The sequence below is a fragment of the Ignavibacteria bacterium genome (genome assembly GCA_025612375.1).
Lineage (GTDB): Bacteria > Bacteroidota > Ignavibacteria > Ignavibacteriales > SURF-24 > JAAXKN01.
In genome coordinates, this window is sequence record JAAXKN010000033.1 from 1 (window position 1) to 25342 (window position 25342).

The window sequence follows — 25342 nt, forward strand, 5'->3', positions numbered from 1 at the left end:
TTTTTACTGGATCTCTTCTCCCCCAAGCTGAGTTTTTATGGCGCTGATTAAGGGGTCTGTTTCTTCCATTTCGGGCTCGGGTTCAGGTGGCGTCTGAATGCCTGTTTCGGTGTTGTATCCGTCCGTTTCCTCTCCTGAAGTGCCGTCGGTGAAATTAAATATGAAGCTTTTACCGAATACGGCTTCAGTCTTTTCAAGGAAGTATTCCCTGAGCTGCATGATGATCTTCCTGTCGTGCACGTCCTTAATTTCAACGTTCAGTTTAGAGCCTTCCAGGCTGAGGAGCTTCATATTCTGAAGCGCACTTCCAACAATGAATTTCTCCTCATTGACTTCCTTCAAAAAGTGATTCCACTTTGCAAGAACATCATTAAACGTCCCCAGCTCGGCTTCAGATGTTACTACGGGAGAAGCCGCTTTCTCTGAAGCGCCGTTACCCGGAACATTTTCCCTCATTTCCGTAGCTTTCGGGGCTGAGGGCCTGTTAAGAACTACAGGACCGTTCTTTTTAACCTCTTCCAGGTTCGCAATTGCTTCCCTTATGGAGGCTGATTTTTCAAGTCCTATCAGGTGGCAGAGTGCAACTTCAATTAAAAGCTTGTGGTTCTGCGTAAACCTCAGTTCCTGCTGGGTCTTGTTCAGATAGTTCATTATCCTTAAAAGATCCCCTTCAGAGAACTTGTCTTTGTAAGCCAGGTATTTTTCCTTGAAAATTTCCGCCGTTTCTATGAGCTTTGCTCTTCCTGTTAAAACAACCGTCATTATATTGCGGAAGTGCTCCACAAGGCCGTTCATGAAGTCGATAAAATTCCACCCGTTCTCATAAACTGTTTTTGAGACTTCAAATGCCGCGAGGAATTTCTTATCCAGTATGGCGTCTGAAATGGTAAAATATACCTCGTCGTCTATGAGGTTCAGCATCCTTGCAACAGAGGAAGCCTCAACCTTATTGCCGCTGAAGGATATTATCTGGTCAAATATGCTTTCAGCATCTCTTAAGGCACCGTCGGCCTTGCGGGCAATGATTGTAAGCGATTGGTCGTCTATTTCAATTTTTTCACTTTCGGCAATATTCTTAAGGAGGCCTTTTATTGTATCGAGCTCAATTCTTCTGAAGTCGAACCTCTGGCAGCGGGATATAATTGTAAGAGGGACCTTATGAACGTCCGTTGTAGCAAAGATAAAGATCGTATGTTCAGGCGGCTCTTCGAGCGTTTTAAGCAGAGCGTTAAACGACTCGTTGGTAAGCATGTGAACTTCATCTATGATATAGACTTTTGACTTACCCTTTGTAGGAGCATACTTAACAGATTCCCTTAAGACCCTTACCTCTTCAATCCTTCTGTTCGAGGCGCCGTCTATTTCAATAATATCCAGCGACTGCGAGGTGTTGAAGCTCTGGCACATTTCACATTCATTGCAGGGCTCAAAGCCGACGGGGTTTAGGCAGTTTAGTGTCTTGGCTAAGATACGTGCTGTTGTAGTTTTACCAACGCCGCGGGGGCCTGCAAAAAGGTAGGCATGAGCTATTCTGTTATTCTTAATAGCATTTTTCAGTGTTGTTGTAATGTGTTCCTGCCCCACAACATCTTCAAACCTGTTGGGGCGCCATTTTCTTGCAGTTACGATATAGCTCATAAAAACTTCTTAATGTAAAATATTAATTGTTAATTTCTGACCGGGTCAGATTACCGTTTGGGCACCATTAATTTTTTCAAGCACCAGACGGCCGAGTGCCTCAAGGTACTTTTGATCAATTTCATTAAATGAGTTGCAGGATGTGCTGTCGAGGTCAAGCACACCAAAGAGTTCCCCTCCTTTAAGAAGCGGGACAACAATTTCAGACCTGGACAAAGAGTCGCATGCAATGTGCCCCGGGAACTTGTCAACGTCGGGCACAATTACAGTTTCTTTTTTCTCAGCCGAAGTTCCGCAGACCCCCTGCCCTATTTTTATCTGTGTGCAGGCGATCTTTCCCTGGAAGGGACCCAGATAAAGGAAATCCCCCTTCCTTAAATAAAACCCCACCCAGCTGACTTTGGGAAAAGTCTGCTTTAAGGCGGCGGTAAAATTTGAAAGGGTTGTAACCGTGAAGTCATCACTGGCAAGAAGATTCTCCATCTGCGGGATGAGTTCACGGTATTTTTCTTCATCAGTAAGATTACTGTTTATTTCAATTGTTTCAGACATCACCGTGCCTTACTTTTTCCGCTTTGTCTTATTTGCCTGAGCTGACTTTACAGTCTGCTTTGCAGCGCCTTTTTTTGCCATGGCTGCTTTTGCCCTGGCAGGTTTTGCCTTGGCACCGGTTTTTGCAGATGTCTTATCCTTCCCGAAAACATACGGTATGGCTTCAAATATCTTACCGATAGAAACTATGGTAAGACCTTCTTTGACCTCAGGCTGAATTTCAAGCAGGTCCTTTTCGTTATCCTTCGGAATAAGAACCGTCTTCATGCCGCTTCTCTGGGCTGCAAGGAGCTTTTCATTTAAGCCGCCAATTGGAAGGACGTTACCTCTTAAGGTAATTTCGCCTGTCATTGCAACGTCGTTTCTTGCCGGTTTAGTGCTGAAGGCAGAATAAAGCGCCATGGTCATTGTAATGCCTGCCGATGGGCCGTCCTTTGGAATCGCGCCTTCGGGCAGGTGGATATGGACCTCCTTACCCTTCTGGAAGTTGGCCGGAAGCCCAAGCGCCTTTGCATTGCTCCTTATGAAGCTTAAGGCTGCCATTGCTGACTCTTTCATCACGTCGCCCAGCTGTCCTGTCAGTGTAAGCTTTTCAGGGCCGTTCATTATAGTGGCGTCAACACTCAGGATTTCGCCGCCTACGCTGGTCCATGCAAGGCCTGTAACGCTTCCAATTCTAGGCTCCAGGTTTGCCTTCTGGCGCCTGAACTTTTCGACACCCAGGAATTCCACGACCTTCCCGGGAGTTACCAGCTGCCTGTCTATAGTCTCCTTCTGCTTTCCGCCGTTTGTAGATCTTTTAAGCACTATCTCCCTTGCTGTCTTCCTGCAGATATTAGCCAGCTCACGTTCCAGGTTTCTGACGCCGGCCTCACGTGTATAGTCTGTAATTACCTTTGTTACAGCCGCATCCTCAAATGTAACGACACCGTCTTTAAGGCCGTGCATTGAAAGCTGCTTCGGGATTATGTGGCGCCTTGCTATCTGGAGCTTTTCATGTTCAAGGTAGCCCGGCAGTTCAATAATTTCCATTCTGTCCTGAAGCGGAAGCGGTATGTTATATTTTACGTTTGCCGTTGTAATAAACATCACCTGTGAAAGATCATAATCCAGGTCCAGGTAATGGTCGTTAAAAGTATGGTTCTGCTCGGGGTCCAGCACTTCCAGCATTGCTGAGGAAGGATCGCCCCTGAAGTCCATGCTCATCTTGTCAATTTCATCAAGAAGAATTACAGGGTTAATGGTGCCAGCCTTCTTCATGGACTGTATGATTTTTCCGGGCATGGAGCCTATATAAGTTCTTCTGTGGCCGCGGATCTCGGCTTCATCTCTTACGCCGCCAAGGCTGATTCTTACGAACGATCTTCCGATCGCCCTTGCAATCGACTTTCCAAGCGAGGTCTTGCCAACTCCCGGAGGTCCCACAAAGCAGAGTATCTGGCCGCGCATCTGCTGCACCAGGTTCAGAACCGCAATATGCTCAACAATTCTTTCCTTCGGTTTGTCAAGTCCGTAATGGTCCTCATCCAGGATCTGGCGGACGTAGTTAATATCGAGGTTATCCTTTGTCTTTTTATTCCATGGTACATCAATGAGCCATTCCAGGTAGTTGCGGATAACGGTTGATTCAGGTGACATGGGAGGAGTTTTCTTCAGCTTATTCAGCTCTTCATTAGCCTTCTCCTCGGCGTACTTGGGCATTTTAGCCTTTTTCACCTTATTCCTTAGGCGTACAAATTCAGGCGTAGCCTCATCTTCCTCACCCAGCTCATCCTGCAGTATTCTTATCTGCTCCTGAATGATGAACTTGCGCTGTGTTTTGGCTATATTCTCCTGGACCTTGTTTTCAATTTCCTTTTCAACCTTCAGTATATCTATTTCGGAATTCAGGATCTTTATGACTTCATAGAGCTGCTCTTTAATGGTAAAGTTCTGAAGAATTTTCTGCTTTACCTCAATGTTCTGTGTTAAATTGGCAGCAACATAAAAAAGCTTCCTGTCGGGTTCCTCAATATTTTCATAAGCGCTGATGGCCTCGGTCGGGATAGTACGGTTGATCTTTACATATTCCTTAAAAAGGTGCGTCATCTGCCTTATGAGGGCGTTCATTTCAATAGGATTTTCTTCCTTTGGCACAATGATTTCGATCTCTGCCTCGAAGAACTCCTTATTCTCAGTAAAATGCAGGATTCTGGCTTGTATCAGTCCGTCTACCAGTATCTTCATAAGTCCATTCGGGAGCTTCAGTATCTGTATGATCTTGGCCACTGTACCCTCGAGAAAAATATCCTCTTCCTTGGGTTCTTCAATATTTGCCTTTTTCTGAGCCGAGAGGAATATGAATTTTGAGTTCTCGAGGGCATAATTTGCAGCCTTGATCGACTGTTCACGTCCTACAAGGACCGGGAAAATCATATACGGGAATATTACATTGTCTCGGAGAGGTAAAACAGGCAAGACCTTGGGCACTTCGCTTAAAATGGAATTGTCGCTTTCTTCTTTACCTTTAACTTTGTCTTTAAGACTCAAAACTTTTGACTCCTGCGTATGTTTTTAATTTCTGTGTAAATATACCAAATTTCGCTTCGGCTATCAAGGAATGAAACGTCCGCTATCAATCCTCCTGCAAATAGCCGCGGTTCGGAAGTTTCCTGATGTATTATCTTTTTTCCGGCGGAATTTCCTCCTAAACGTCAGGAATTTTTCTTACATTGTATTTTATGCTGAACTATTAAAAAATGACTATGGATGATATATTAAAAATAAATTATGAAAAGTATTCCCTGGATAACGGTCTTGAGGTGATACTATACCCGGATAAAAGCCTGCCCATACTGGCGGCCAATATCTGGTACAGGGTGGGAAGTGCAAATGAAACCAAGGGGAAAACCGGCTTTGCGCACCTTTTCGAGCATATGATGTTCCAGGGTTCGAAGCACGTGCCCAAGCAGATGCATTTCAAGTACATACAGGAAGCCGGGGGCAACCTGAACGGGACAACTAGCACGGACAGGACAAACTATTACCAGAGCCTCCCTTCAAACTATCTGGAAATGGTGCTATGGCTGGAATCCGACAGGATGGGGTTCTTAATTCCTGCCCTGGGGCAGGATAAGCTGGATAACCAGATAGACGTTGTAAAAAACGAAAGAAGACAGCGCTACGACAATGCCCCTTACGGAATGGCCTGGGAAATAATTTTCTCAAACCTTTATCCCGAAAACCATCCATACCACTGGCCGACTATAGGCTATATGCAGGACATCTCGAATATTACGCTTTCAGACGTAAAAGATTTTTTTCACACATATTACGTACCCAACAATGCCAGTCTTGTAATAGGAGGAGATATAAATATCCCCAAAACAAAGGAGCTTGTTCAAAGGTACTTCGGCCCTATTCCAAGGGGCAATAGCGTAAAAGAGGTTTTTGCACCTGAGGTATCGCTTGAGAAAAATGTCAGCCTCATTCATGAGGACAACGTACAGCTTCCGAGGATTTATTTTGCCTGGCACACAACCAACGCCTATACCGACCAGGATGCAGCGCTCGATATTTTGTCTTACATACTTTCAAGCTCAAAGAATTCGCGGCTTTACAAGACGCTCATTTTTGAAGAAGAGATAGCGCAGGACATATCGGCTTTTCAGCATTCGGCAAAGTACGGGGGCTCTTTTGTTATTGTTGCAACAGCGCGCCCAGGAATATCCCTTGACCAGATAAAAGAAGAAGTCTTCAGGCAGCTCGATCTGTTAATTGAAAACGGCATCAGCCCTGAAGAAATGGAAAAGGCAAAGAACAACATCAAGGCATCGTTCATATTTTCAATGCAGAACCTTAATTCACTGGTTAATCATTTGAATGAATATAATTTTTTCTTAAAAGATCCGGACTCATTTCATTTTGACCTGGAGCGTTACCAGAAAGTGGATGCCGAGGCTATTAGAAAAGCGGCAGAAGAGTTCCTGAGGAAGCCTTATGTTGAGCTCAGAATATTACCCAAAAGCATTACGCAGGAATAGTCATGGAAGAATTAAACAGGATGAATGAATTAAGCGGAATGGAAGAATTAAACAGGACAAAAAAACCGCAGCCCAAGGGCAGGATAAGTTTTACGCTTCCCGAAATTGAAAAGTTCACGCTTGATAACGGTCTGGAAGTTTTATTTGTAAAGAAAGAAAGGCTCCCGATCATTCAGCTGAGCCTCATAATTGATGCCGGAAGCAGGTTTGATCCGAACGAAAAAAAGGGGCTTTCGATTCTTGTTTCTTCGCTTTTAGATGAAGGGGCCGGCGGTTTAGGCTCGCTTGAGTTAAGCAATGCAATAGAATCTCTTGGCTCGGTGCTCTCGGTTTCCTCTGATCCCGATGCCATGTTCATATCGCTTCTTTCCCTTTCAGAAACCTTCGACAAGTCGCTCGATCTTTATTCAAAGGTGATCACAAAGCCGCATTTAGCTGAAGAGGACATGCAGAGGGAGAAAAGGAAGCAGATCAACAGGATCATACAGGCCAAGGATGACGCGGGTTATATAGCATCCGTTTTATTTGAAAAGCTCGTCTATACCGTTCACAGCCCTTACGGGCTGCCTGAGATGGGTTTAACTGAAACCGTGGAAAAAATCAGCAGCAACGATATACGCCTGTTTTACGAGACTCTGATAACGCCGCAGAACTCTACTCTGATCGTTGTTGGCAGCATAGACAAAGAAATTTTAAGGCACAAACTGAATATTGCTCTTTTAGGCTGGCACACTCATATGAAGCCGATAATAAGTGTGCATAATCCCCCAAGGGAAAAAACGCGCCTTTATTTTGTGCAAAAAGAAGGTGCTGCACAGAGTGAAATACGCATTGGCCACCTTACCGAAGGAAGGAACAAGCCCGACTTTTTTGCAAGGGCACTTATGAACTCCATTCTGGGAGGACAGTTTTCAAGCCGCATCAATCTTAACTTGCGTGAGGACAAAGGCTATACGTACGGCGCCCATTCAGGTTTTAACTACAACAAGGTAAACGGGTACTTTTATGTCTCGGCTCCCGTCAAAACTGAAAACACAAAAGAGTCGATAGTTGAGATCTTAAAGGAATTAAAAGGAATACAGGTTTACATTTCGGAAAAGGAATTAAAGTTTGCAAAAAGCTCGCAGGTAAGGAAATTTCCGGCGCTTTTTGAGACCTATGGGCAGATAGGCCGGAGCCTGGCCAATATGATCATCTACTGCCTGCCGGATGATTATTTTAACACATTCCTGGACAACATAAAGAAAGTAACGCTTGAAGAGGCCTATGAGGCGGCCCATAACTACATTATACCCGATGAGCTGGTGATAATGGTTGTAGGCGACCGCGAGGCTGTTAAGCCTCAGCTGGAGGCTTTGAATCTTGGATCCATAACAGAGCTCGACCGTGACGGGAATGTGATTGGGACGGTTTAACTTTATTTCTTCTTTTTGGGCTGCGGCTGCTTTTTAACCTGTGTCTGCTTCCTTGCAGTCTGCACCTGCTTTTTAGGCTGAGCCTGATTCTTAGTCTGAACCTTATTCTTAACCTGTGCCTGCTTTGTCTGCCCTTTTTTAGTTTGTTCCGGCTTGGGCTCCTCCTGCGTCTGAGCCACAGGGGCCAAACCGAAATTCATCTGCGAGGGGAAAACAAATTTGCAGCCTTTCTTCCTGTATAGATCGACATCTTCTTTTAATTCAAGAAAGTTCTTTGCTGTTACAAGAAGAATTCTTTCTCCCGAGGCGCTGCTCTCGCAGTAATAGCGGAACATCGACTCCAGGTCCTTGTCTTCCCTGCTCTTTAATTCAGTAAAAGTATTAAGAGGAACGAGATTTAATTTTCTTTTCTCAAAAGCAGTTTTTACTACCAGATACTGGCGCGATTTGTAAAGGTCCGAGGCGTCATCAACAAGATATAGTTTTGAATTGCCGAAGGCACCGAGTATTGACCTTACAGAAGTATTAAGGCGCTTATCGCTGTAGTCATCATCAAACCTGAAGCGGACTTCGTCTATTTTATCGCCAAGGAGTACAATGTACTCTTTATTCTGCGAGACAATTTCCTTTGCGGCCTTTTCAGATTTTTCCGAGGGGCTCAGTACTATGGTATAGTTTTCAGGAAGTGAGAGGAATTCTGCAAAATCCTTATCGCTCAACTTCTCGACGTCTTTAATAATAAAGCCTATTGTTGCAGCACTTCTTACAGCCGCGGGATCGGTCACAAAGTCGGCCTGAAGCATCACATTCTTTTCACGAAGGATTTTAATTGAAGTGGTCTTCTCCTTCCTCATTTCCTTTGCCGTAATCTTAAGCCCGTGCTCCAGGAATCTTCTGTTCAGTTCGTTTAAGATGAGTGTAACAGGAAGGTCAGCCGTAACTTTCACGTTGTAGTTAAATGTGGCCTCGCCCGACTGATCCGTGCCGATAGGCTTTCTTTCAATCCAGCTTTTTTCAACACCAAACTCGCAGACTGCATCCTCAAACAGGCTGTTAATCTCACCAGCCGAGAGAAGGCTCTGCCCGGGATAGGGTAATCCGGGTTTTACTTTATGAAAGCGGTCCACTAAAATATTGCCCAGGAGAAGCAGAAATGAAGCAGCTAGCAGGTACGCGATTATTTTTTGTTTGGTATTCCCCATTTGTACTAATTGGAATTTATAAGCCGAAATAAAATTGAACGTAAATATATAAATTCCGGATTTCATATCACAGCGGTTTTAAAAGATATTAATGCGGAATAAATTCAGATGGGGAAAACGGGCCGGAAATTAAGTTTCCGGTCCTGCAGATAAAAAATTATTTTCCTGTAAAAAGGGGTTTTCTTTTTTCCATGAAGGCCAGTGTGCCTTCCCTGAAATCTTCTGACGAGCAGCACTCACCAAAAAGTCTGGCTTCCTCTTCAAGCCCTTCTTTTTGTGAAAGGTGATGGGTTGAGTTTACAGCTTTAATTGCCGCCCTTACTGCCACCTGAGCTTTGGAAGCAATTTTATTGGCTATTTCCATGGCTTTAGGTATCAGCTCGCTTTGCGGCACCACCTTGTTTACAAGCCCTATTCTGTAAGCTTCCTGTGCATCAATGGCATCTCCGGTAAGAATGTACTCCATAGCCCTTCCGGGGTTAACGAGGCGTGAGAGCCTCTGTGTTCCGCCGTAGCCTGGAATTATGCCAAGATTTACCTCAGGCTGGGCGAACTTGGCATTTTCCGAACAGATGCGCATATGGCAGGCAAGTGCCAGTTCGCAGCCCCCGCCAAAGGCATAGCCGTTAACAGCCGCAATTACAGGCTTTTCGAATTTTTCTATATAGTTAAAAATTTCCTGGCCTCTTTCTGAAAAAAGGAGCCCGGTTTCCTGGTCGAGCTTATTAATTTCTGTAATATCAGCCCCGGCAACAAAAGCTTTATCCCCCATTCCGGTAATTATTACGACAGCCACATCGTTATGCTTAAGAAGAGAAAACACCTGTCTTAATTCGTTCATTGTCTGTATATTAAGGGCGTTCATCTTCTCCGGCCTGTTTATTCTGACAATAGCAACGTTTTCATTTACCTCAAAGACGACATTATCGAAATCCATTTTTTCTCCGGCTAAGGTTAAATATTATAATCCAATAAAAATCGGGATCCTCACCCTGATCTCCGCCGCAAGATATTCATTTTTGGGGAAGTAGTTATAAGACCCCATTACTTCCAGAAGGAACATGGATAAACCTGCTCCTACATGAAACCCTGCTTTAGTGGAGCTTTCAAGATAATCACTGCGTCCTGAATCTAACTTAAATTGATGAGATTTTTCGAAAAATGCAATTGAGCCGCCAAATTCTGCAGTAGGAATTAATAGCACTATATCCTTTACCACAGGAGGAAAAAATATCCTCGCCCCCAGGTTCACAGGTATAAGATTTGTCGTAAGCGAGGAATAATCGCTTCTTCTATAAAAGTCTACTGAACCCGGAAAATGCTCAAAGCCGACCTTGGCATATACAAAAAGAGGAAGATATTCATTATCTGTATATGAGAGCCCGAAATTTAGGCCCACACCAACGGCCTGCGATTTTGCCATATTGCCGACCGGAACCCTGGGCCCGATTGCAAACGACATAAACAGTCCGCGTGCACGGCCTGAATTCATCCCCTGGGCAAATAAGCCTGAAGAAAAGATGAGCAGAAAAACTATCTGCAGCAGAAAGATTGTTTTTTTCATTTGTCCGGTATTCCCATATTATTTGTTTTCCGCTGCCTGAAATTTATCCTTTTTGTAAAATAATACTAACATAAATAATAATAAAATAAGACTAATTCCAGCCTGAAGAAGAAATGTGTACATTGAAATTGATTTAATTGTTACGGTAAAAAAACCTTCCCACGTGTCGTAATTCTTAGCCAGGAGAAGGTTGACAAGAGCTTTTACACCAGTGCCGAATAAAAGAATGTGGCTCCAGAGGACTGTAAAAGTGTAAAGTGCCATATAATAGACGTTATTTATCCTGGAGAAGAAGAGCGAGAACAATACTGAGGCCATTGCAAAATCCAGCACTGAAATCAGCCTGAAATTTTCCTTTCCCGCGGGGATCAGCTCGAAGGCAAACAATGAGATAACAGCCGGCAGTATCAAATGGAATTTATATTTTTTCCCGGATGTAATTACCTTAAGGAAGAGCCCAAGAATTATCAGCTGCGGAGCGTTCCAGATTAGGTAGACCGGGTAGTCAACAATTGATGACAGGCCAAGCTCATAGAAGTAATCAGGATCCGAAAGCTCAATTCCATTTATAAGGTATAAGCCTCCAACAATGAGTAAAGGAGGAAGAACGGCAAATAAGAACGCGGTAAAAAATTTTCTGATTGAAAAAACTGAAAGGCTGTTCTTTACTTTTTCAAAGGCACTACCACGGAAAAGAAGAAATAAGGGAATTAAAAGTGAAATGTGAAATCTGAAGCCTAGCAGGACAATATGGCGGTCAAATCCGTAGAGCTTCAGAAGAAAGCCGCACACGTTTACAAATATTATCAGAATAACTGCCAGCAATATTTTTCTCTCAAGATTTTATTTTTTACTGTCTTCAGGTTTAATTACTTCTGTACCAACTCCGTACTGATAAACAAGCTTGCCTCCCAGAAGTGCGGCCTCAAAGATTAAAAGGCACCCCAGGAGCGATAACGCAATAAAACTAAGTTTAAGCCAGCCGGTAAACTTTTTCTTTACCAGAAGGTACGTGCGAAATGCCGCAAGAGTGAACATGTACCACATGGCGTAATTGGCATAGACCTCATGCTTTGAAATGGCCCCGAGCGGAATTGTGACATCCAGATCCGCTAGCTTTTCAGCAATGTCAGATGCCTGGTTGCCGGTCAGGACTGCAGCAACAGCCCCCAGAATTGAAAGCAGGAGCAGTATGTAGGCTGCCTGTGCCAGGAAATCTTTTTTACTTACTATGCCAGCAATTTCAAAGAGCGTATAAGCTAAAAACAGAGCTATTGGAAAATGAACAAACTTCGGATGGAGTGCTGCAATAAATTCCATCACCTTCTCCTTTCTCTTTGAAGTTTTATTAGTTTTAACCGCAGAGAATGCTTCCGCCGTTTACGTTCAGGATCTCGCCATTTATGTGGCGCGCCAGTTCTGATGCCAGAAATACAACAGGCCCTGCAATATCCTTAGGATCTGCAATGCGCCCTACAGGTATTCCCATTTCGACAGAGGTTTTATATTCCTTGTCCGAAAACACCTCAGCGCTCATATCCGTAATTACCCAGCCCGGTGCCACACAGTTTGTAATTATATTGTATTCAGCCAGTTCGCTTGCAAGCGACTTTGTGTATGAGATTATGGCTCCCTTTGAAGCTGCATAGTGCGAATGGAATGCCTCACCTCTCTGCCCTGCCGTAGAAGATATGTTAATGATCCTTCCGAAACGGTTCTGCTTCATGAGGGGAATTACAGCCTTTGTAATAAGAAAAGTGCCGGTAAGGTTTATATTTATTGTCTCCTGCCACTCCTTAAGGCTCATTTCATCTGAGGCGCCGTATTTCCAGATGCCGGCATTGTTAACAAGGATATCTATTCTGCCGAAGTCGGAGGTGATCTGCTTTACCTTTTCGTTTATATCGGCCTCAGACTCCATGTCCATGCTGTAAGCACGGGCTTTACCCCCGGCATCCAGGCTTTTTATTAGCTCCTCTGCAGCTTCCCCGTTCGATTTATAGGTAAAAGCCACGCCTGCACCTGCCTTTAAGAAGAGTTCAACGCAGGAAGCCCCTATGCCCCGGGAGCCTCCGGTTACAAGGGCAACCTTGTTTTGGAGATTGATCATTTTATTTTCCACATAGTTTAATATTTCACTTTATAGAGGAAGAGCCCCTTGGAAGGAGCAGCCTCCCCGGCAGACTCCCTCTCGCGCTTTTGGAGTATATCCTGAATATAAGCCTCTTTAAGATCATTTCTTACTGCGTGAAGAAGGGTTCCCGTTATGGTTCTTACCATTCCGTGCAAAAACCTGTTAGCTTCGATGTAAAAAATAACAAATCCGTTAGTCTCTTTCCAATGCGCATCATATATAATGCATCTTTTATGGCTGACTTCACTTTTTTTCCTGGAAAAGGAGGTAAAGTCGTGCTCTCCCATAAAGAGCTTTGAAAGCCTGTTTAACTTTTCAACTTCAAGACGTCCCCTGTAGAGGTAAGAATACTTTTCGTAAAAAGGGGATTTATCTTTCGTAATAAAGTAGAGGTAGCTTCTTTTTTTTGCATCAAAGCGGGCGTGAAAAGTTTCCCCGGCAAAGGACATTTCACTAACTGCAATGTCCGTGGGCAGAATAGCGTTAAGCGAGTGCCTGAATTTATAAATATTCAGCTCCTTTTCCGTCCTGAAATTTGCCGCCTGCCCAAGTGCGTGTACGCCAGTATCTGTCCTGCCGGAGCCGATAAGATTTATTTTTTCTTTGGTAAGCGTTTCCAGCGCCTCAGTTACCTTCTGCTGGACTGTAACGGCATTTTCCTGCACCTGCCAGCCGGCATAACGGGTTCCGTCGTATTGGATATTGAGTTTATAGTTTTGCATGCCGTAAAATAAGGAAGATTTAAGAAGGTAAAAAGCAGGGCAGAGAGATTTTATTCCCCGCCCTTAAAATCATTAAAATGACGTCTGGAAATTCAGGTTCAGTGTTGTGGGCATTACCGGCATTCCGGGAGTTACGCTCATGGACACGTTCCAGCTTGTTTGTGTATCTAAATTCTTGTTGTAATTACGGACTATTCTTGCGGCATTAAATGCGCTTATAATTCTGTTAACAATGAGTGCTCCTACGGCAAACCTTACGTCGTTAAATGCCTGCTCGCTGGATTCCCACATCCCGCGGTATTCCTGGCGCTGGCTCTGGCCGTTCCACTGCCAGTAATACTGGCTGCCGTTATACATTTCCTCAATATTTGCGTCAAGCCCCTGCCTGCGGTTATATTCCTCCTGGCTGATATAGACACCTATATTTGCATAGAAATCGGCGTTTTTCCCCTCGGGGCTAACTCCCCCGAATGACTTTGCAAAAGTCTTATAATTATTCCTCTGCCAGTTGCCGTATATATTATAGCCCGCAAATACACCCCAGAGCACACCGTCGGCGATTGTAAAATACTTTCCGCTTGAATAGTTCCCGCCGTAGAGCTCTCCCATTCCAGGCAGCACGAGTGAATAAAGTATAGCGAGCATGGCGCTTTTTTTCTCAGGCTTATCCGGCACAAAGGAAGGCAGATTTTCAGTTTTATCCGGCAGGTTTTCAGTTTTAGCCAGGCTGATTTCAGATTTCTGAAGCAGGAGGCTTTCGTGGCTGCCCGTCTGTGCAAAGACAGGTGTAATGAAAAATAAAAGAGCAATGATGTATTTCATGTTATTTTCTGCTATGTGAATAAGACATGCCCAATTTTACTGTTAAATTACATATTATTCAAGTAACTTTTTACTCATTAACCACTTTTCCGAAGCATATCTCGCCTTCAACACTCTCAATTCTGACGTGCGAGAAAACATTAACTAGACTGCCGTCATACTCATGCTGCACGCGGACATAGTTGCTGGCGAAACCTTTCATATGCCCGTCGTGGTTTTCATGCTCAAAAAGTATTTCTAGCTCATTTCCCGCCATTTTCCTGTAGAACTCATTTCTTTTCTTTTCACTCAGGATTCTGAGCATGTTGTTTCTTCTTTTTCTTTCCGTGTGGTTTACAACGCCCTCAAAGTTTATAGCCTTTGTATTCGGCCTTTCGGAATAAGTAAACACGTGCAGGTAGGATACCGGAAGCTCTTTTAAGAAGTTATAGGTATCCATAAAATCATCTTCTGTTTCGCCCGGGAAGCCGACTATGACGTCCACGCCTATTCCGGCGTCCGGAATCTTTTCAATTACCCTGTTGATCAGCTTTCGGTAGTTTTCCTGTTTATAGCGCCTCTGCATTAGTCTTAAGACCTTAGGTGAACCGCTCTGAAGAGGTATGTGGAAATGCCGGCACATTTTTTTGTTGTTCAGCGTCAGTTCCAGTATTTCATCGGTAAGGAGGTTAGGTTCAATGGAACTGATCCTGAGCCTGAAGTCTCCCGGCACCTCAACCATCTTCAAAAGGAGGCTGTAGAAATCCATATTGAAAGCCTTGCCGTAGTCCCCCACGTTTACGCCTGTAATAATAATTTCCTTATAGCCTTCATCCAGGAGGGCTTTGAAATTTTCAAGCACCTCTTCAGGCTTAAGGCTGCGGCTTTTGCCCCGTGCCAAAGGTATTGTACAGTAGGAGCAGGTATAGTCGCATCCGTCCTGTATTTTAAGAAAAGCCCTGGTTCTTCCCGTAGCATCTGAAGAAAATGCCCCGTTTATTTCATTAAGCTCATCTGTCGGTGAAACATGGATGCAGGAAAGTTCCCTCTTTGTAAAATCATTAATGTAGTCGAACAGCTTGAATTTTTCATTGCTGCCGAGCACAACGTCCACGCCGTCAATCGAGGCAATTTCTTCCGGTTTTAACTGGGCATAGCAGCCTGTAACGGCAATAAAAGCGTTGGGGTTAAGCCTGAGGGCGCGGCGGACTATCTGGCGGCATTCCTTATCTGCACTATCTGTAACAGAACAGGTATTTATGACATAAACATCGGCTTCGTCCTTGAAGTCAACAACCTGAAAGCCGCGTTTTACAAACTGTGTTCCGATTGTTGAAGTCTCGGAAAAATTCAGTTTACAACCTAACGTATAAAAAGCAACTCTGCTTTGCACACAAATCCTTTCAAAGGAAAATTATAACATAAAAATAAACTTCATACAAATAAAAAAGCTGCGGCAATATCCGGAAACAATGTTCCGGATAAAAGTGCCGCAGCCTTTAAATGGATCGATTATGCCTTTTCGGCCGGTTTTTCAGCAGTTTTATCTGACTGAGCAGCCGGTTCATCAGGACCTTCGAGGTTAGGAATATCTGAAGGATCAACAGTATCGGCATTAGCATTCTTTATATCTTCAACAGTAACTTTTTCAAGCTTATGTCTTGTGATATACTCCTGGATTTCGGCATCTGATTTTTCTTTCAGAGCACCAAGAGCGCTAAGAACGATCTTCTTGTTTTCCTTGTCGAATTCTACAACCTTAAGCGGAAGTACTGTTTCAACCGGGAAACAGAAAGCTATGTTCTTCAGCTTTGCAGTTGAAAGCTGTGTTGCAGGAACAAAGCCGTCCACTTTTGCAGGAAGTTCTGCAATAAGGCCTTTTTCGATGATTCTGACTACTTTACCTTCAGTAATTGTACCGATGGCATAGTTCTTTTCGAAAGTATCCCAGGGGTTATCCTGGACCTGTTTGTGGCCTAAGGATATCTTTCTCTGTTCAGTATCAACGCCTAAGACAATAACGTCAATCTTTTCGCCTTTTTTAACGACTTCCCCGGGATGGCGGATTTTCTTTGTCCATGACAGGTCTGAAATGTGTACCAGACCGTCGACACCCGGTTCGAGTTCAACGAATACACCAAAGTTGGTAAGATTGCGTGCAATACCTGTGTGCTTTGAGCCAACAGGATATTTCTGCATGAGTTCTGTCCATGGATCCGGAACCAGCTGTTTCATGCCGAGAGAGATCTTCTTCTCGTCTTTATCCAGGCTCAGGATAACAGCTTCAACAACCTGTCCCATTGAGACAAACTGTGAAGGATGTTTAATATGGAGTGTCCAGCTCATTTCAGAAATGTGTATAAGGCCTTCGATGCCCTTTTCAATTTCAATGAATGCGCCGTAATCGGTAAGGGAAACGACTCTGCCGGATACCTTATCGCCGACTTTATATTTATTTTCGATGTTATCCCATGGATGCGGCAGAAGCTGCTTGAGAGAAAGAGAAATTCTCTTCTTTTCCATGTCGAAATCGGTTACAACAACCTTAATCTTTTCATCAAGTTTAACAACTTCGCTCGGGTGGTTGATTCTGCCCCAGCTTAAGTCTGTAATATGGATAAGACCGTCTACGCCGCCCAGATCCACGAACACACCGAAGTCTGTAATTGCTTTAACGATACCTTCAAGAATCTGTCCTTTTTCAAGGCTGTCGAGTATAGCTTTCCTCTGGTCGGAGATTTCTTCCTCGATGAGGACCTTGTGTGAAACGACAACGTTTTCAGTAGGAACGTTAACTTTAACTACCTTAAAGTCCATTGTCTGGCCGACGAAAGCGTCAAAATCTCTTACAGGTCTAATATCAATCTGAGAGCCGGGAAGGAAGGCTTCTATGCCCATGAGGTCAACAACCATTCCACCTTTAATTCTTTTTAATATCTTGCCCTGAATAATTTCGCCTGTTTCGTAAGCGTTCAGTATCTTGTTCCAGATCCTAAGGAAGTCTGCTCTCTTCTTGCTGAGGACCAGATTGCCTTCCTGATCTTCAACGCTTTCAATAACGATCTCAACTTCTTCACCAATCTTAATTTCATCACCGGCATTAAATTCCTGCTTAGGGATTGTACCTTCAGACTTAAAGCCGACATCAAGAATAATGCTGTCGCCCTGAATGCTTACAATTTTACCCTTAATTATCTCACCCTCTTTTACATCCTTAAATGATTGAGAGTAGAGTTTGGCCAGTGTTTCCATCTCTTCCTTTGAATACTCATCGGAATTAAAGAATCTGACCTTTCCTTTAACGTCCTTTTTTGTCTCTTCGGACATTAGACCTCCAAAAAATAAGTCACTACATGCACTTAACTTCAAAGTCATCAAAACAAGTCAAAGCAAGTAATATTTAATTTAACATAAACAATTAGGATGACTTTTATGCCCGCCTTCAGGCGGGACAACTCTCAGATTTTCTGAATTTCAGAATCTTAAAGATACTAAATTATTTAATAATAAGCAGTTAATTTATAATATCTTACTAAGAAAAATTATTTTCAATATACGCCTTAATTTTTTCCATCTGCCAGCGTGGGGTGGATGTGGCGCCGGTAATGCCTACGGTTTCAGCCCCGGAGAACCATTCGGGCTTAATTTCATCCGCGTCTTCGATAAAGTAAATCCTCTGGTTTTCTTCCTCAGCTATGTGAAAAAGAACCTTGCCGTTGCTGCTTTTTTTGCCTGCGGCAAAAATTATAACGTCGTTTGAGCGGGCAAATTCCCTCAGCTTTTTATCGCGCCCTGAGACCTGGCCGCAGATGGTATTTTTTGCGTGGAACTCGATTGCAGCTTCTTCTTCAATAGATCCGATATAGAGCTGGCTGATCCTTTCCCTTAAGGCTTCAGCTATCCGGGCAAATGTTTCCCTGTCCATTGTAGTCTGCGAGAAAAGCACTGTTTTCCTGGAGAAATCCACTTTTTCCAGGGCTTCTTCGGGAGTAAGGACAAGTATAGCCTTATCGCCTGTAACGCCTCTTAGGCCAATGACTTCGGCGTGATCTTTTTTGCCAAAGATTACGACCTGGAACTCGTTATCGGAAAATTTTCTGATTCTTTCCTGCACTTTTGCAACAACGGGGCAGGTGGCATCAACTATTTCGAGTCCGTATTTAATTGCTTCCTGATATGTAGATGGGGGTTCACCGTGGGCACGGATAAGGACTTTACTTCCCTTTTCAAGCTTCGGAAAATCCTTAACCGTAATAGTTTCCATTCCGAGGTCATTTAACCTTTTAACTTCAGCAGCATTATGAATAATGTCACCCAGGCTGTAGATTTTCTCTGTGGTTTGAAGTTCATTTTCAGCAAAATCTATTGCTCTTACAACTCCCCAGCAGAATCCCGCGCTGGCGTCTATGTTAACCTTCATTAAAACGGCTTTCTTTCTTATTTAGTTACCTTTGTTGTTAATACTCTCTCTTACTCTGCTTAAAATCAGTTCCACTTCCTCTTCAATTGTAATGCTGGAAGTGTCAATTTCAACGGCATCCTGCGCCTTGGTAAGGGGGCTTACTTCACGGCTTGAATCTATAAGGTCCCTTTTCCTTATATTGCCTTCAATCTCATCGAGAGAAAGATTCTCCCCTTTTTCCTGAAATTCCCTGAGCCTTCTATGGGCTCTCTGGCTTAGAGATGCGGTTAAGAATATCTTTACGTCTGCCTCCGGGAAGACAACTGTTCCTGTATCGCGGCCTTCGGCCACAATGCTGGTGTTCCTGCCTATTTCCTGCTGCTTTTTTACCAGGGCTGTCCTGACGCCAGCGATCCTGGAGACTTCACTTACGTTTGAATTAACTTCGTAGGAACGGATGGCTTCAGTTACGTCCTCTCCGTTTAAGATGACTTCGGTCTTTCCGTCCACAAATTTCAGCTCAAGGCGGGCTTTTTCAGCCAGTTCAACGACTGAAGGTTCATCTTTAATTACGTTCCGCTTTAAGGCCAGGTAGGTTACAGCCCTGTACATTGCGCCTGTATCCAGGTAAGTAAACCCGAGATTTTTTGCTACAAGCTTTGCCGAGGTACTTTTTCCGGAGCCTGCCGGACCATCTATAGTAATAATTATATTCTTTGCCATATGTGGCAAAAATACAAAATTTCCCCGGAAATTAAAACTCAATTCCAGGCTCTGGCTCGGCTTCCGGGGATAAAAATTTCAGGAAAAATTTTCCCGAATTACGGGCCCGCTAAATTCAGCTTAAAACAAAGTTTTCGTTACTTATCCCGCGTGATTTATTTTACTAATAAAACCAATTAAAACTATGAGTAAAACTGTAAGTATTACAGCCCAGGGATTTGCAAAGTTAATTGTAATTCCAAGTCCTGATCTTTTGGGCAGAAACATCCGCCTGTCCTTTGGGTTAAAGTAAAAGAACCCCAGGTACCAGCTATTGGCCTCACCTTCGGCCTTATTGCGCCACTTTTTAGTAATTACAGTGTTATAAAAAACAGGGATTGTAATTACCACAGCTGCTGCTAAAACGATCAAAGCCCAAACCGGCATTGTTAAATTCCTCTGATTTTTCTGGAAATTTGTTTACAGAGCCACAATTTCTTACGATAAACAGAACTTCTGCACTTGTGTCCGGCTACTTACTGCCTGCTTCCTTCAGGATCTGAACCATCTTGTCGTGCACCTTCCCGTTGGTGGCAAGTATCTGCTTGTGGAATATGTCGCGTTTAACGCCGTCAAAATCTGTTACCATGCCCCCTGCCTCCTCGAGCACCAAGCGTCCGGCACAAATGTCCCACGGATAAAGCGAGAGTTCCCAGAAGCCGTCGAAGATTCCGTCAGCAACATAGCAGAAGTCGATTGCAGCCGAGCCGAGGCGTCTTATAGCACGGGCGTCGTGGAGGAAAGCAGCAAAGTAGTTCATCACCTTGCCGGGGTTTTCCTGCACGTCGTATGGGAAGCCGGTTACAAGAAGGCTGTAGCTCAGGTTGCTGTTTTCGCTTACCTTCAGCTTCCTGGAGTTGCAGTATGAGCCTCCCCCCTTTTCAGCCGTATAAGCCGCATCGCGCATAACGTCATAAACGATGCCGCAGATAGTCTCCCCGTTTTTCTGGAGTCCCACAGAAACTGAAAAAATTGGGAGCCCGTGGGCAAAGTTTGTCGTGCCGTCCAGGGGATCAATAACCCAGACGTATTCGGCATTTTTATTAATATTAATAGCCCCGCTTTCCTCGGCAATAATTCCGTGCGTGGGGTATTTTTCTTTTATGAAAGAAATTATGGCCTGTTCACTTTTTTTGTCAATTTCGGTAACAAGGTTCGAGGAATTTGTCTTAAACTCCACCGTAAAGTTCTTTCTGTAACCTTCTCTTATGATTTCGCCTGCTTCTTTGGCAATAGCAATTACATCTTCTAACATTTTCACCAGCGGTTGTTTTTAATCTGTATAATTTACGAAAAAAGGGTCGAAGTTCAACGTTCTACGTTCGACGTTCTACGGAAATCCACTAAATCCCGTAAGTTAATTCTCTTTCAATAGAAACTCGATTCTGTCCAGACTGCCGTCTATATTTTTTCTGGGCATAATATTAAATATCCTGCAGAGAAGCGGGTAAATGTCTATGTTCCAGAGGCTGCCCGTTTTATAGTGATTTTTGAATGCCGGGCCTTCGGCAAAGAAGATGCCGTGCATATCCATAAAATTATTGTCGTAACCGTGATTACCTTTGTTCTTTGAGTAATATTTTACAGAATTATTATCCACAAGCGACCAGCCCGGGTCGGCAACAACAATTACGGGAAAAATAAAAGGATTATCGCTGAAGTGGAAGTATCCCGGTATATTTTCACGCGTATAGACCTTAAAATGGCGTTCATTTTCCTTTAGTTTCTTATAGATTTTATCCGCTTCGCCGCCTTTGGGCTCAATCATCATTACAGGGCCATCGCCATCCATTCTGTTTCCAGGGCCAAGTATTTCCTCAATATTTAATAACCTCTGGCTGCTGATTTCCGCCATACCGTGGTCGGAAAGAAAAATCACGTTAGTGCTGTCGTACATACCAATTTCCTTAAGCCTGCCAAGCAGCACGCCTGAGAGCGAGTCGAGGAGCTTCACAGCACCGTTAACCTGTGGTGAATGGGGTCCATAGCGGTGCCCCTGGCGGTCAGTTTCATCCATATAAAGCGTAATAAAGTGCGGCCTGTCCTTATAAGGCATCTTAAGCCAGTTTATAACCCCTTCAATTCTGTTTATATAAGGCCTCTTATGCTCGTAAATTTCATAATAGTGGGGATTCCGCTCGGCATTGCGGAGCGGAGTTCCGGGGAAGAAGTAGCTGGCAGTTTTAATGCCCTGTCTTTCTGCCGTCTGCCAGAAAGACTCCCCAAGGTACCAGCGGCCGTCTGTTACCTCGGCCGTATCGGAAATGCTGTACTGCCGGCCTGTGAAGGGGTCGTAAAACGAGTTATGAATGATCCCGTGGTGTTCGGGGTACATGCCTGTGGCAATTGAGGTGTGGTTTGGAAATGTTTTGGACGGAAATGCAGGCCTTAACGATAAGGCTGAAACACCTCTTACTGCTACGGAATCCAGATTTGGTGTAAGTCCCCTTTGCGTATAATCCCACCGGAAGGCGTCATAGGATACCAGAATGACGTAAGGTTTTCCCTGGGGAAAGACATTCGCCTGGTGGAAAAAGAAACTGATGAATGATAAAATTAACAGGATTTTTCTGCTGCTCATAATTAGCCCTCAAATTTTAATGACCGGCCGTTCATTTATACTGGGGAAAAAGTTAATCTTTTTTAGTCCATTTCCCAAATATTTTCCTTTACTTTTCGGATAAATGCTCATAATTTTACATGGCACTTCTGAAAATTTTATAAAGCTCCTTGAAAATATAACGATTTTTCTAATGTTAAATAATTGTTAACTCTTAATTTTTAAGGATTTCAACACTTGCCAATTAAGATTATTAATTTTTCTTTGCACAGGATAAATTAGTTAATCAGACAACATTCGTTCTTTTTAATATCAACCTAAATGGGAGAAATCATGAGAATAGTCAAACGACAATTTCTTTTATTTGTTCTTTTTGTTTTGTTTGGCGCCTCGCAGGCCTTTGCGCAGGGCGTTACAACTGCAGCAATGAACGGAACAGTTGTTGACAACGAAGGGCAGCCCCTGCCGGGAGCTACCATAGTTGCAATACATGTTCCGACAGGAACGCAGTTCGGTACCACTTCACGTGTGGATGGTAAATTTAATATCAGCAACATGCGTGTAGGCGGACCATATACCGTAAAAGCTTCTTTTATCGGCTACACAACGCAGGTAAAAGAAGGTATTTCACTTAGTTTAGGACAGAATTACACAATCAATTTCAAATTAACTTCAGAGAGCATTCAGACCGGTACTATTAACGTAGTTGCCGACAGGAATGCTGTCATCAGCGGCAGCCGCACAGGCGCTTCAACCAACGTAGGCGTTGAAGAAATCAAAGCCTTCCCTACAATTTCAAGAAGCTTCCAGGATTTTGCAAAGCTTACTCCTCAGTTTGACGGACGTTCAAGCTCTGCTGCCGGAAGAAACAACCGCTTCAACAACATCCAGATTGACGGTACACAGTACAACGACCTTTTCGGTCTGGGTTCAACAGGAACTCCGGGCGGACAGGCAGGTACAACACCTATAAGCCTTGATGCTATTCAGGAATTCCAGGTAGTTATAGCTCCTTACGACGTACGCCAGGGCGGTTTTACAGGCGGCGGCATCAACGCTATTACGCGCAGCGGTACCAACTTCTTCTCAGGTTCTGTTTACGGATATTACAGGAACCAGAACTTCATGGGTTACAGCCCTGATGACAAGAAGACTAAAGTTACAGAATTCAATGAATACCAGACAGGCCTCCGCATTGGCGGTCCAATAATCAAGGATAAGCTGTTCTTCTTTGCAAACGGCGAATTCACACGCCGTACCGATCCTTCAGACAACCTTTCGCTTACACAGGGCGGAAATCTTGGATCAAAAGACAGTCTTGCTTCCTCAATGCAGAACATTTTAATGAACAAGTACAGTTATAATCCGGGCGGCTACGGTTCATTCTCAACAAAGCGCCCTTCAAGCAAACTCTTCTTACGTTTCGATTATAACATTTCAGATGCTCACAAATTAACTTTCAGACACAACTTTGTAGACGGCAGCGACCAGAAAACTGGACGCAGCGTCTCAACTCTGGAATTTGCAGACAGAATGTACCAGTTCAACACAAACACAAACTCTTCAGTTTTACAGTTGAGCAGTACTTTCAGCAATACAATGTCTAACGAACTTATTGCCGGCTACACAAGAATCAGAGATACACGCGATCCTTCAGGAAGGCCTTTCCCCTCAATTCTTGTAAAGACAGCAATTCCGGGCTTTACACTGAAGGCTGGTGCTGAAGAATTCTCACAGGCTAACCAGCTGGACCAGGATATCTTTGAACTTACAGACAACTTCTCCTACTATACAGGAAGCCACGTTATTACAGTTGGTACACATAACGAGTTCTATAAGTTCAGAAACCTCTTTATCCGTAACCTTTATGGATATTATGAATTCAACAGCCTGACTGACCTGCAGAATGGAACCCCATCACGCTATCAGTTAAGCTATTCAAACACAGCCAACCCGATGGAAGCAGCTCATTTCAACGCTTACCAGTTAGGCCTTTATGCACAGGATGAATGGTCAGCAACAAACAACGTTAAAGTTACTCTTGGTTTAAGAGTTGATGCTCCTTTCTTCCCCAACGATCCTGCATACAACCAGACTATAGATCAGGTTTTTACTAAGGGACAGGGTATGGATCTCGGTACAAACAAAGTTCCAAGCGGAAAGCTTCTCTTCTCGCCAAGACTTGGTGTTAACTGGGATGTCAACGGAGACCGTACGACACAGGTCCGCGGCGGCGCTGGTATATTTACAGGACGCATTCCTTATGTATGGATTTCAAACCAGTACGGAAACACAGGTGTTGAATTCGGAAGAATCGACCTCAGCACTGGAAAAGGATTACCTGCTAATTTCCCGTTCAATCCCGATCCCAACTCACAGACCAGAAATCTTACATCGATTCCTCAGACAGAAGTTGACCTGACAGCAGGCGATTTCAAGATGCCTCAGGTTGCACGTTTTGATGCTGCCGTTGACCATCAGCTGCCTTTCGGCCTTACAGGTACACTGGAAGGTATTTATTCGAAGTCAATCAATGACCTTACCTACCAGGATATAAACATTGTTCCGCAGGCTTCCAAATTCGTTTCAGGCGCCGGCGATCCGGGCAGAAACACATATCTTTCCGGTACAAAAGGTTACAGTTCTGCATTTACAAACGTTATCCTTATGAAGAACACAAGCAAGGGTTACCAGTACAACGTTACAGCTCAGGTACAGGGTACACTCCCGATGGGTCTGTATACAAACGTTGCTTATACATACACAAGAGCAAAAGACCTGAACAGCACTATTTCAAGCCAGGCTTACTCACAGTGGAGATATAACCCGATTGCAAACGATCCGAACAATCCGGACCTTGCCACTTCAAACTTCGAGATCCGCAACCGTATTCTCGTAGCTGTTTCTTATACAGCTGAATTCTTCACTAACTACAGAAGCACATTTACACTGTTCTACAACGGCCAGTCAGGTCTGCCTTTCTCATATACATATGACGGCGACGTAAACGGCGACGGTCAGACATCAAACGACATGATCTACATTCCTAAGAATGCAACTGATCCATCTGAAATCCAGGTTGGTTCAATTGCCACAGGAACAAAGGCTTTCGTAGCAGATCCCGCAATGGCACAGGCTCTTGAAAACTACATTCAGAGAGACAACTACCTGAAAGAACACCGCGGAGAGATTATGGAACGCAACGGTGCTAATGTTCCATGGACAAACCAGGTTGACTTCAGATTCGTTCAGGAAATTCCTCTTATTGCAGGACACAGGTTTGAAGTATCACTCGACGTTCTCAACCTCCCTAACCTGCTCAACTCAAAATGGGGATGGATAAAATCAGTTAATAACCAGAACGACAGTGTAATCAAATTACAGGGTACCGATGCTAACAAGAGACCGGTATTCAGCTTCAAGGATAAGCCGGATCCGTTCCAGAATGATAACCTGAACTCACGCTACCAGATGCAGCTGGGTGCACGCTACTCATTCTAAGTTAGATCTATAATTTAACTATTAAGCCCCCGGGGAATATTTCTCCGGGGGCTTTTTTGTTTCAGGA

21 protein-coding genes are annotated in these 25342 nt (G+C 43.9%); 3 read left to right on the forward strand and 18 right to left on the reverse strand.

Annotated elements, in window-relative coordinates; all coding sequences use genetic code 11:
- Window positions 1-3 precede the first annotated feature (3 nt).
- From dnaX to lon, 3 genes are read right to left on the reverse strand one after another with little or no spacing between them, the layout of a single operon-like run.
- On the reverse strand, window positions 4-1638 hold the full coding sequence (gene dnaX / locus HF312_16430) for a DNA polymerase III subunit gamma/tau (GenBank protein MCU7521803.1): 1635 nt from the start codon (window positions 1636-1638) through the stop codon (window positions 4-6).
- Between the two features lie 45 nt (window positions 1639-1683).
- Window positions 1684-2190 carry a GAF domain-containing protein gene (locus tag HF312_16435; protein ID MCU7521804.1) on the reverse strand — a complete coding sequence of 169 codons (507 nt, stop codon included), beginning with the start codon at window positions 2188-2190 and terminating at the stop codon, window positions 1684-1686.
- A gap of 9 nt (window positions 2191-2199) precedes the next feature.
- Window positions 2200-4719 (reverse strand): endopeptidase La, encoded by a 2520-nt coding sequence (gene lon, locus HF312_16440; protein MCU7521805.1) that lies wholly within the window; start codon window positions 4717-4719, stop codon window positions 2200-2202.
- Between the two features lie 215 nt (window positions 4720-4934).
- Here lon and HF312_16445 point away from each other — a divergent pair, with 215 nt between their 5' ends.
- Complete coding sequence (locus tag HF312_16445; protein ID MCU7521806.1) at window positions 4935-6212, forward strand: insulinase family protein; 1278 nt, start codon at window positions 4935-4937, stop codon at window positions 6210-6212.
- A gap of 2 nt (window positions 6213-6214) precedes the next feature.
- A complete protein-coding gene (locus tag HF312_16450; protein ID MCU7521807.1) occupies window positions 6215-7627 on the forward strand; it encodes an insulinase family protein in 1413 nt (470 codons plus the stop codon).
- A gap of 2 nt (window positions 7628-7629) precedes the next feature.
- On the opposite strand, the gene HF312_16455 is transcribed toward HF312_16450, so the two are convergent.
- From HF312_16455 to HF312_16525, 15 genes are all read right to left on the reverse strand, one after another.
- On the reverse strand, window positions 7630-8754 hold the full coding sequence (locus tag HF312_16455; protein ID MCU7521808.1) for a hypothetical protein: 1125 nt from the start codon (window positions 8752-8754) through the stop codon (window positions 7630-7632).
- A gap of 232 nt (window positions 8755-8986) precedes the next feature.
- The gene (locus HF312_16460; GenBank protein ID MCU7521809.1) at window positions 8987-9766 is read right to left on the reverse strand and encodes an enoyl-CoA hydratase; all 780 of its coding nucleotides are present in this window, start codon (window positions 9764-9766) and stop codon (window positions 8987-8989) included.
- Between the two features lie 24 nt (window positions 9767-9790).
- On the reverse strand, window positions 9791-10393 hold the full coding sequence (locus tag HF312_16465; GenBank protein MCU7521810.1) for a hypothetical protein: 603 nt from the start codon (window positions 10391-10393) through the stop codon (window positions 9791-9793).
- Window positions 10394-10411: 18 nt separating this feature from the next.
- A complete protein-coding gene (locus tag HF312_16470; protein ID MCU7521811.1) occupies window positions 10412-11218 on the reverse strand; it encodes a hypothetical protein in 807 nt (268 codons plus the stop codon).
- Between the two features lie 18 nt (window positions 11219-11236).
- A complete protein-coding gene (locus tag HF312_16475; protein MCU7521812.1) occupies window positions 11237-11713 on the reverse strand; it encodes a hypothetical protein in 477 nt (158 codons plus the stop codon).
- A gap of 34 nt (window positions 11714-11747) precedes the next feature.
- Window positions 11748-12503, reverse strand: coding sequence for a 3-oxoacyl-ACP reductase FabG (locus tag HF312_16480; GenBank protein ID MCU7521813.1), 756 nt, complete (start codon window positions 12501-12503; stop codon window positions 11748-11750).
- A gap of 17 nt (window positions 12504-12520) precedes the next feature.
- The gene (truA, locus tag HF312_16485) at window positions 12521-13249 is read right to left on the reverse strand and encodes a tRNA pseudouridine(38-40) synthase TruA (GenBank protein ID MCU7521814.1); all 729 of its coding nucleotides are present in this window, start codon (window positions 13247-13249) and stop codon (window positions 12521-12523) included.
- Between the two features lie 72 nt (window positions 13250-13321).
- Window positions 13322-14071, reverse strand: a complete 750-nt coding sequence (locus tag HF312_16490; protein ID MCU7521815.1) for a hypothetical protein — start codon at window positions 14069-14071, stop codon at window positions 13322-13324.
- Between the two features lie 70 nt (window positions 14072-14141).
- Window positions 14142-15443 carry a tRNA (N(6)-L-threonylcarbamoyladenosine(37)-C(2))-methylthiotransferase MtaB gene (gene mtaB / locus HF312_16495; protein MCU7521816.1) on the reverse strand — a complete coding sequence of 434 codons (1302 nt, stop codon included), beginning with the start codon at window positions 15441-15443 and terminating at the stop codon, window positions 14142-14144.
- A 119-nt stretch (window positions 15444-15562) separates the two neighbouring features.
- Window positions 15563-17377: a 30S ribosomal protein S1 gene (rpsA, locus tag HF312_16500; GenBank protein ID MCU7521817.1), complete on the reverse strand. Its 1815-nt coding sequence runs from the start codon at window positions 17375-17377 to the stop codon at window positions 15563-15565.
- A 205-nt stretch (window positions 17378-17582) separates the two neighbouring features.
- Complete coding sequence (locus HF312_16505; GenBank protein ID MCU7521818.1) at window positions 17583-18470, reverse strand: 4-hydroxy-3-methylbut-2-enyl diphosphate reductase; 888 nt, start codon at window positions 18468-18470, stop codon at window positions 17583-17585.
- Window positions 18471-18491: 21 nt separating this feature from the next.
- Window positions 18492-19175 carry a (d)CMP kinase gene (locus HF312_16510; protein ID MCU7521819.1) on the reverse strand — a complete coding sequence of 228 codons (684 nt, stop codon included), beginning with the start codon at window positions 19173-19175 and terminating at the stop codon, window positions 18492-18494.
- A 141-nt stretch (window positions 19176-19316) separates the two neighbouring features.
- Window positions 19317-19529 carry a hypothetical protein gene (locus HF312_16515; protein ID MCU7521820.1) on the reverse strand — a complete coding sequence of 71 codons (213 nt, stop codon included), beginning with the start codon at window positions 19527-19529 and terminating at the stop codon, window positions 19317-19319.
- Window positions 19530-19686: 157 nt separating this feature from the next.
- Window positions 19687-20469 (reverse strand): inositol monophosphatase, encoded by a 783-nt coding sequence (locus HF312_16520; GenBank protein MCU7521821.1) that lies wholly within the window; start codon window positions 20467-20469, stop codon window positions 19687-19689.
- A gap of 102 nt (window positions 20470-20571) precedes the next feature.
- Window positions 20572-21795: an alkaline phosphatase family protein gene (locus tag HF312_16525; GenBank protein MCU7521822.1), complete on the reverse strand. Its 1224-nt coding sequence runs from the start codon at window positions 21793-21795 to the stop codon at window positions 20572-20574.
- Window positions 21796-22107: 312 nt separating this feature from the next.
- Here HF312_16525 and HF312_16530 point away from each other — a divergent pair, with 312 nt between their 5' ends.
- Entirely contained in the window at window positions 22108-25275 is a 3168-nt protein-coding gene (locus HF312_16530; GenBank protein MCU7521823.1) for a TonB-dependent receptor, read from the forward strand.
- The last annotated feature ends 67 nt before the right edge of the window (window positions 25276-25342 follow it).

Coding starts and splice junctions, on each gene's coding strand:
- HF312_16445 (MCU7521806.1), top strand. CDS start 4,935: ATGGATGATATATTAAAAATAAATTATGAAAAGTATTCCCTGGATAAC.
- HF312_16505 (MCU7521818.1), bottom strand. CDS start 18,470: ATGAAGGTTAACATAGACGCCAGCGCGGGATTCTGCTGGGGAGTTGTA.
- HF312_16435 (MCU7521804.1), bottom strand. CDS start 2,190: ATGTCTGAAACAATTGAAATAAACAGTAATCTTACTGATGAAGAAAAA.
- truA (MCU7521814.1), bottom strand. CDS start 13,249: ATGCAAAACTATAAACTCAATATCCAATACGACGGAACCCGTTATGCC.
- dnaX (MCU7521803.1), bottom strand. CDS start 1,638: ATGAGCTATATCGTAACTGCAAGAAAATGGCGCCCCAACAGGTTTGAA.
- HF312_16480 (MCU7521813.1), bottom strand. CDS start 12,503: ATGATCAATCTCCAAAACAAGGTTGCCCTTGTAACCGGAGGCTCCCGG.
- HF312_16490 (MCU7521815.1), bottom strand. CDS start 14,071: ATGAAATACATCATTGCTCTTTTATTTTTCATTACACCTGTCTTTGCA.
- HF312_16465 (MCU7521810.1), bottom strand. CDS start 10,393: ATGAAAAAAACAATCTTTCTGCTGCAGATAGTTTTTCTGCTCATCTTT.
- HF312_16525 (MCU7521822.1), bottom strand. CDS start 21,795: ATGAGCAGCAGAAAAATCCTGTTAATTTTATCATTCATCAGTTTCTTT.
- HF312_16450 (MCU7521807.1), top strand. CDS start 6,215: ATGGAAGAATTAAACAGGATGAATGAATTAAGCGGAATGGAAGAATTA.
- HF312_16460 (MCU7521809.1), bottom strand. CDS start 9,766: ATGGATTTCGATAATGTCGTCTTTGAGGTAAATGAAAACGTTGCTATT.
- HF312_16520 (MCU7521821.1), bottom strand. CDS start 20,469: ATGTTAGAAGATGTAATTGCTATTGCCAAAGAAGCAGGCGAAATCATA.
- HF312_16475 (MCU7521812.1), bottom strand. CDS start 11,713: ATGGAATTTATTGCAGCACTCCATCCGAAGTTTGTTCATTTTCCAATA.
- HF312_16510 (MCU7521819.1), bottom strand. CDS start 19,175: ATGGCAAAGAATATAATTATTACTATAGATGGTCCGGCAGGCTCCGGA.
- rpsA (MCU7521817.1), bottom strand. CDS start 17,377: ATGTCCGAAGAGACAAAAAAGGACGTTAAAGGAAAGGTCAGATTCTTT.
- HF312_16530 (MCU7521823.1), top strand. CDS start 22,108: ATGAGAATAGTCAAACGACAATTTCTTTTATTTGTTCTTTTTGTTTTG.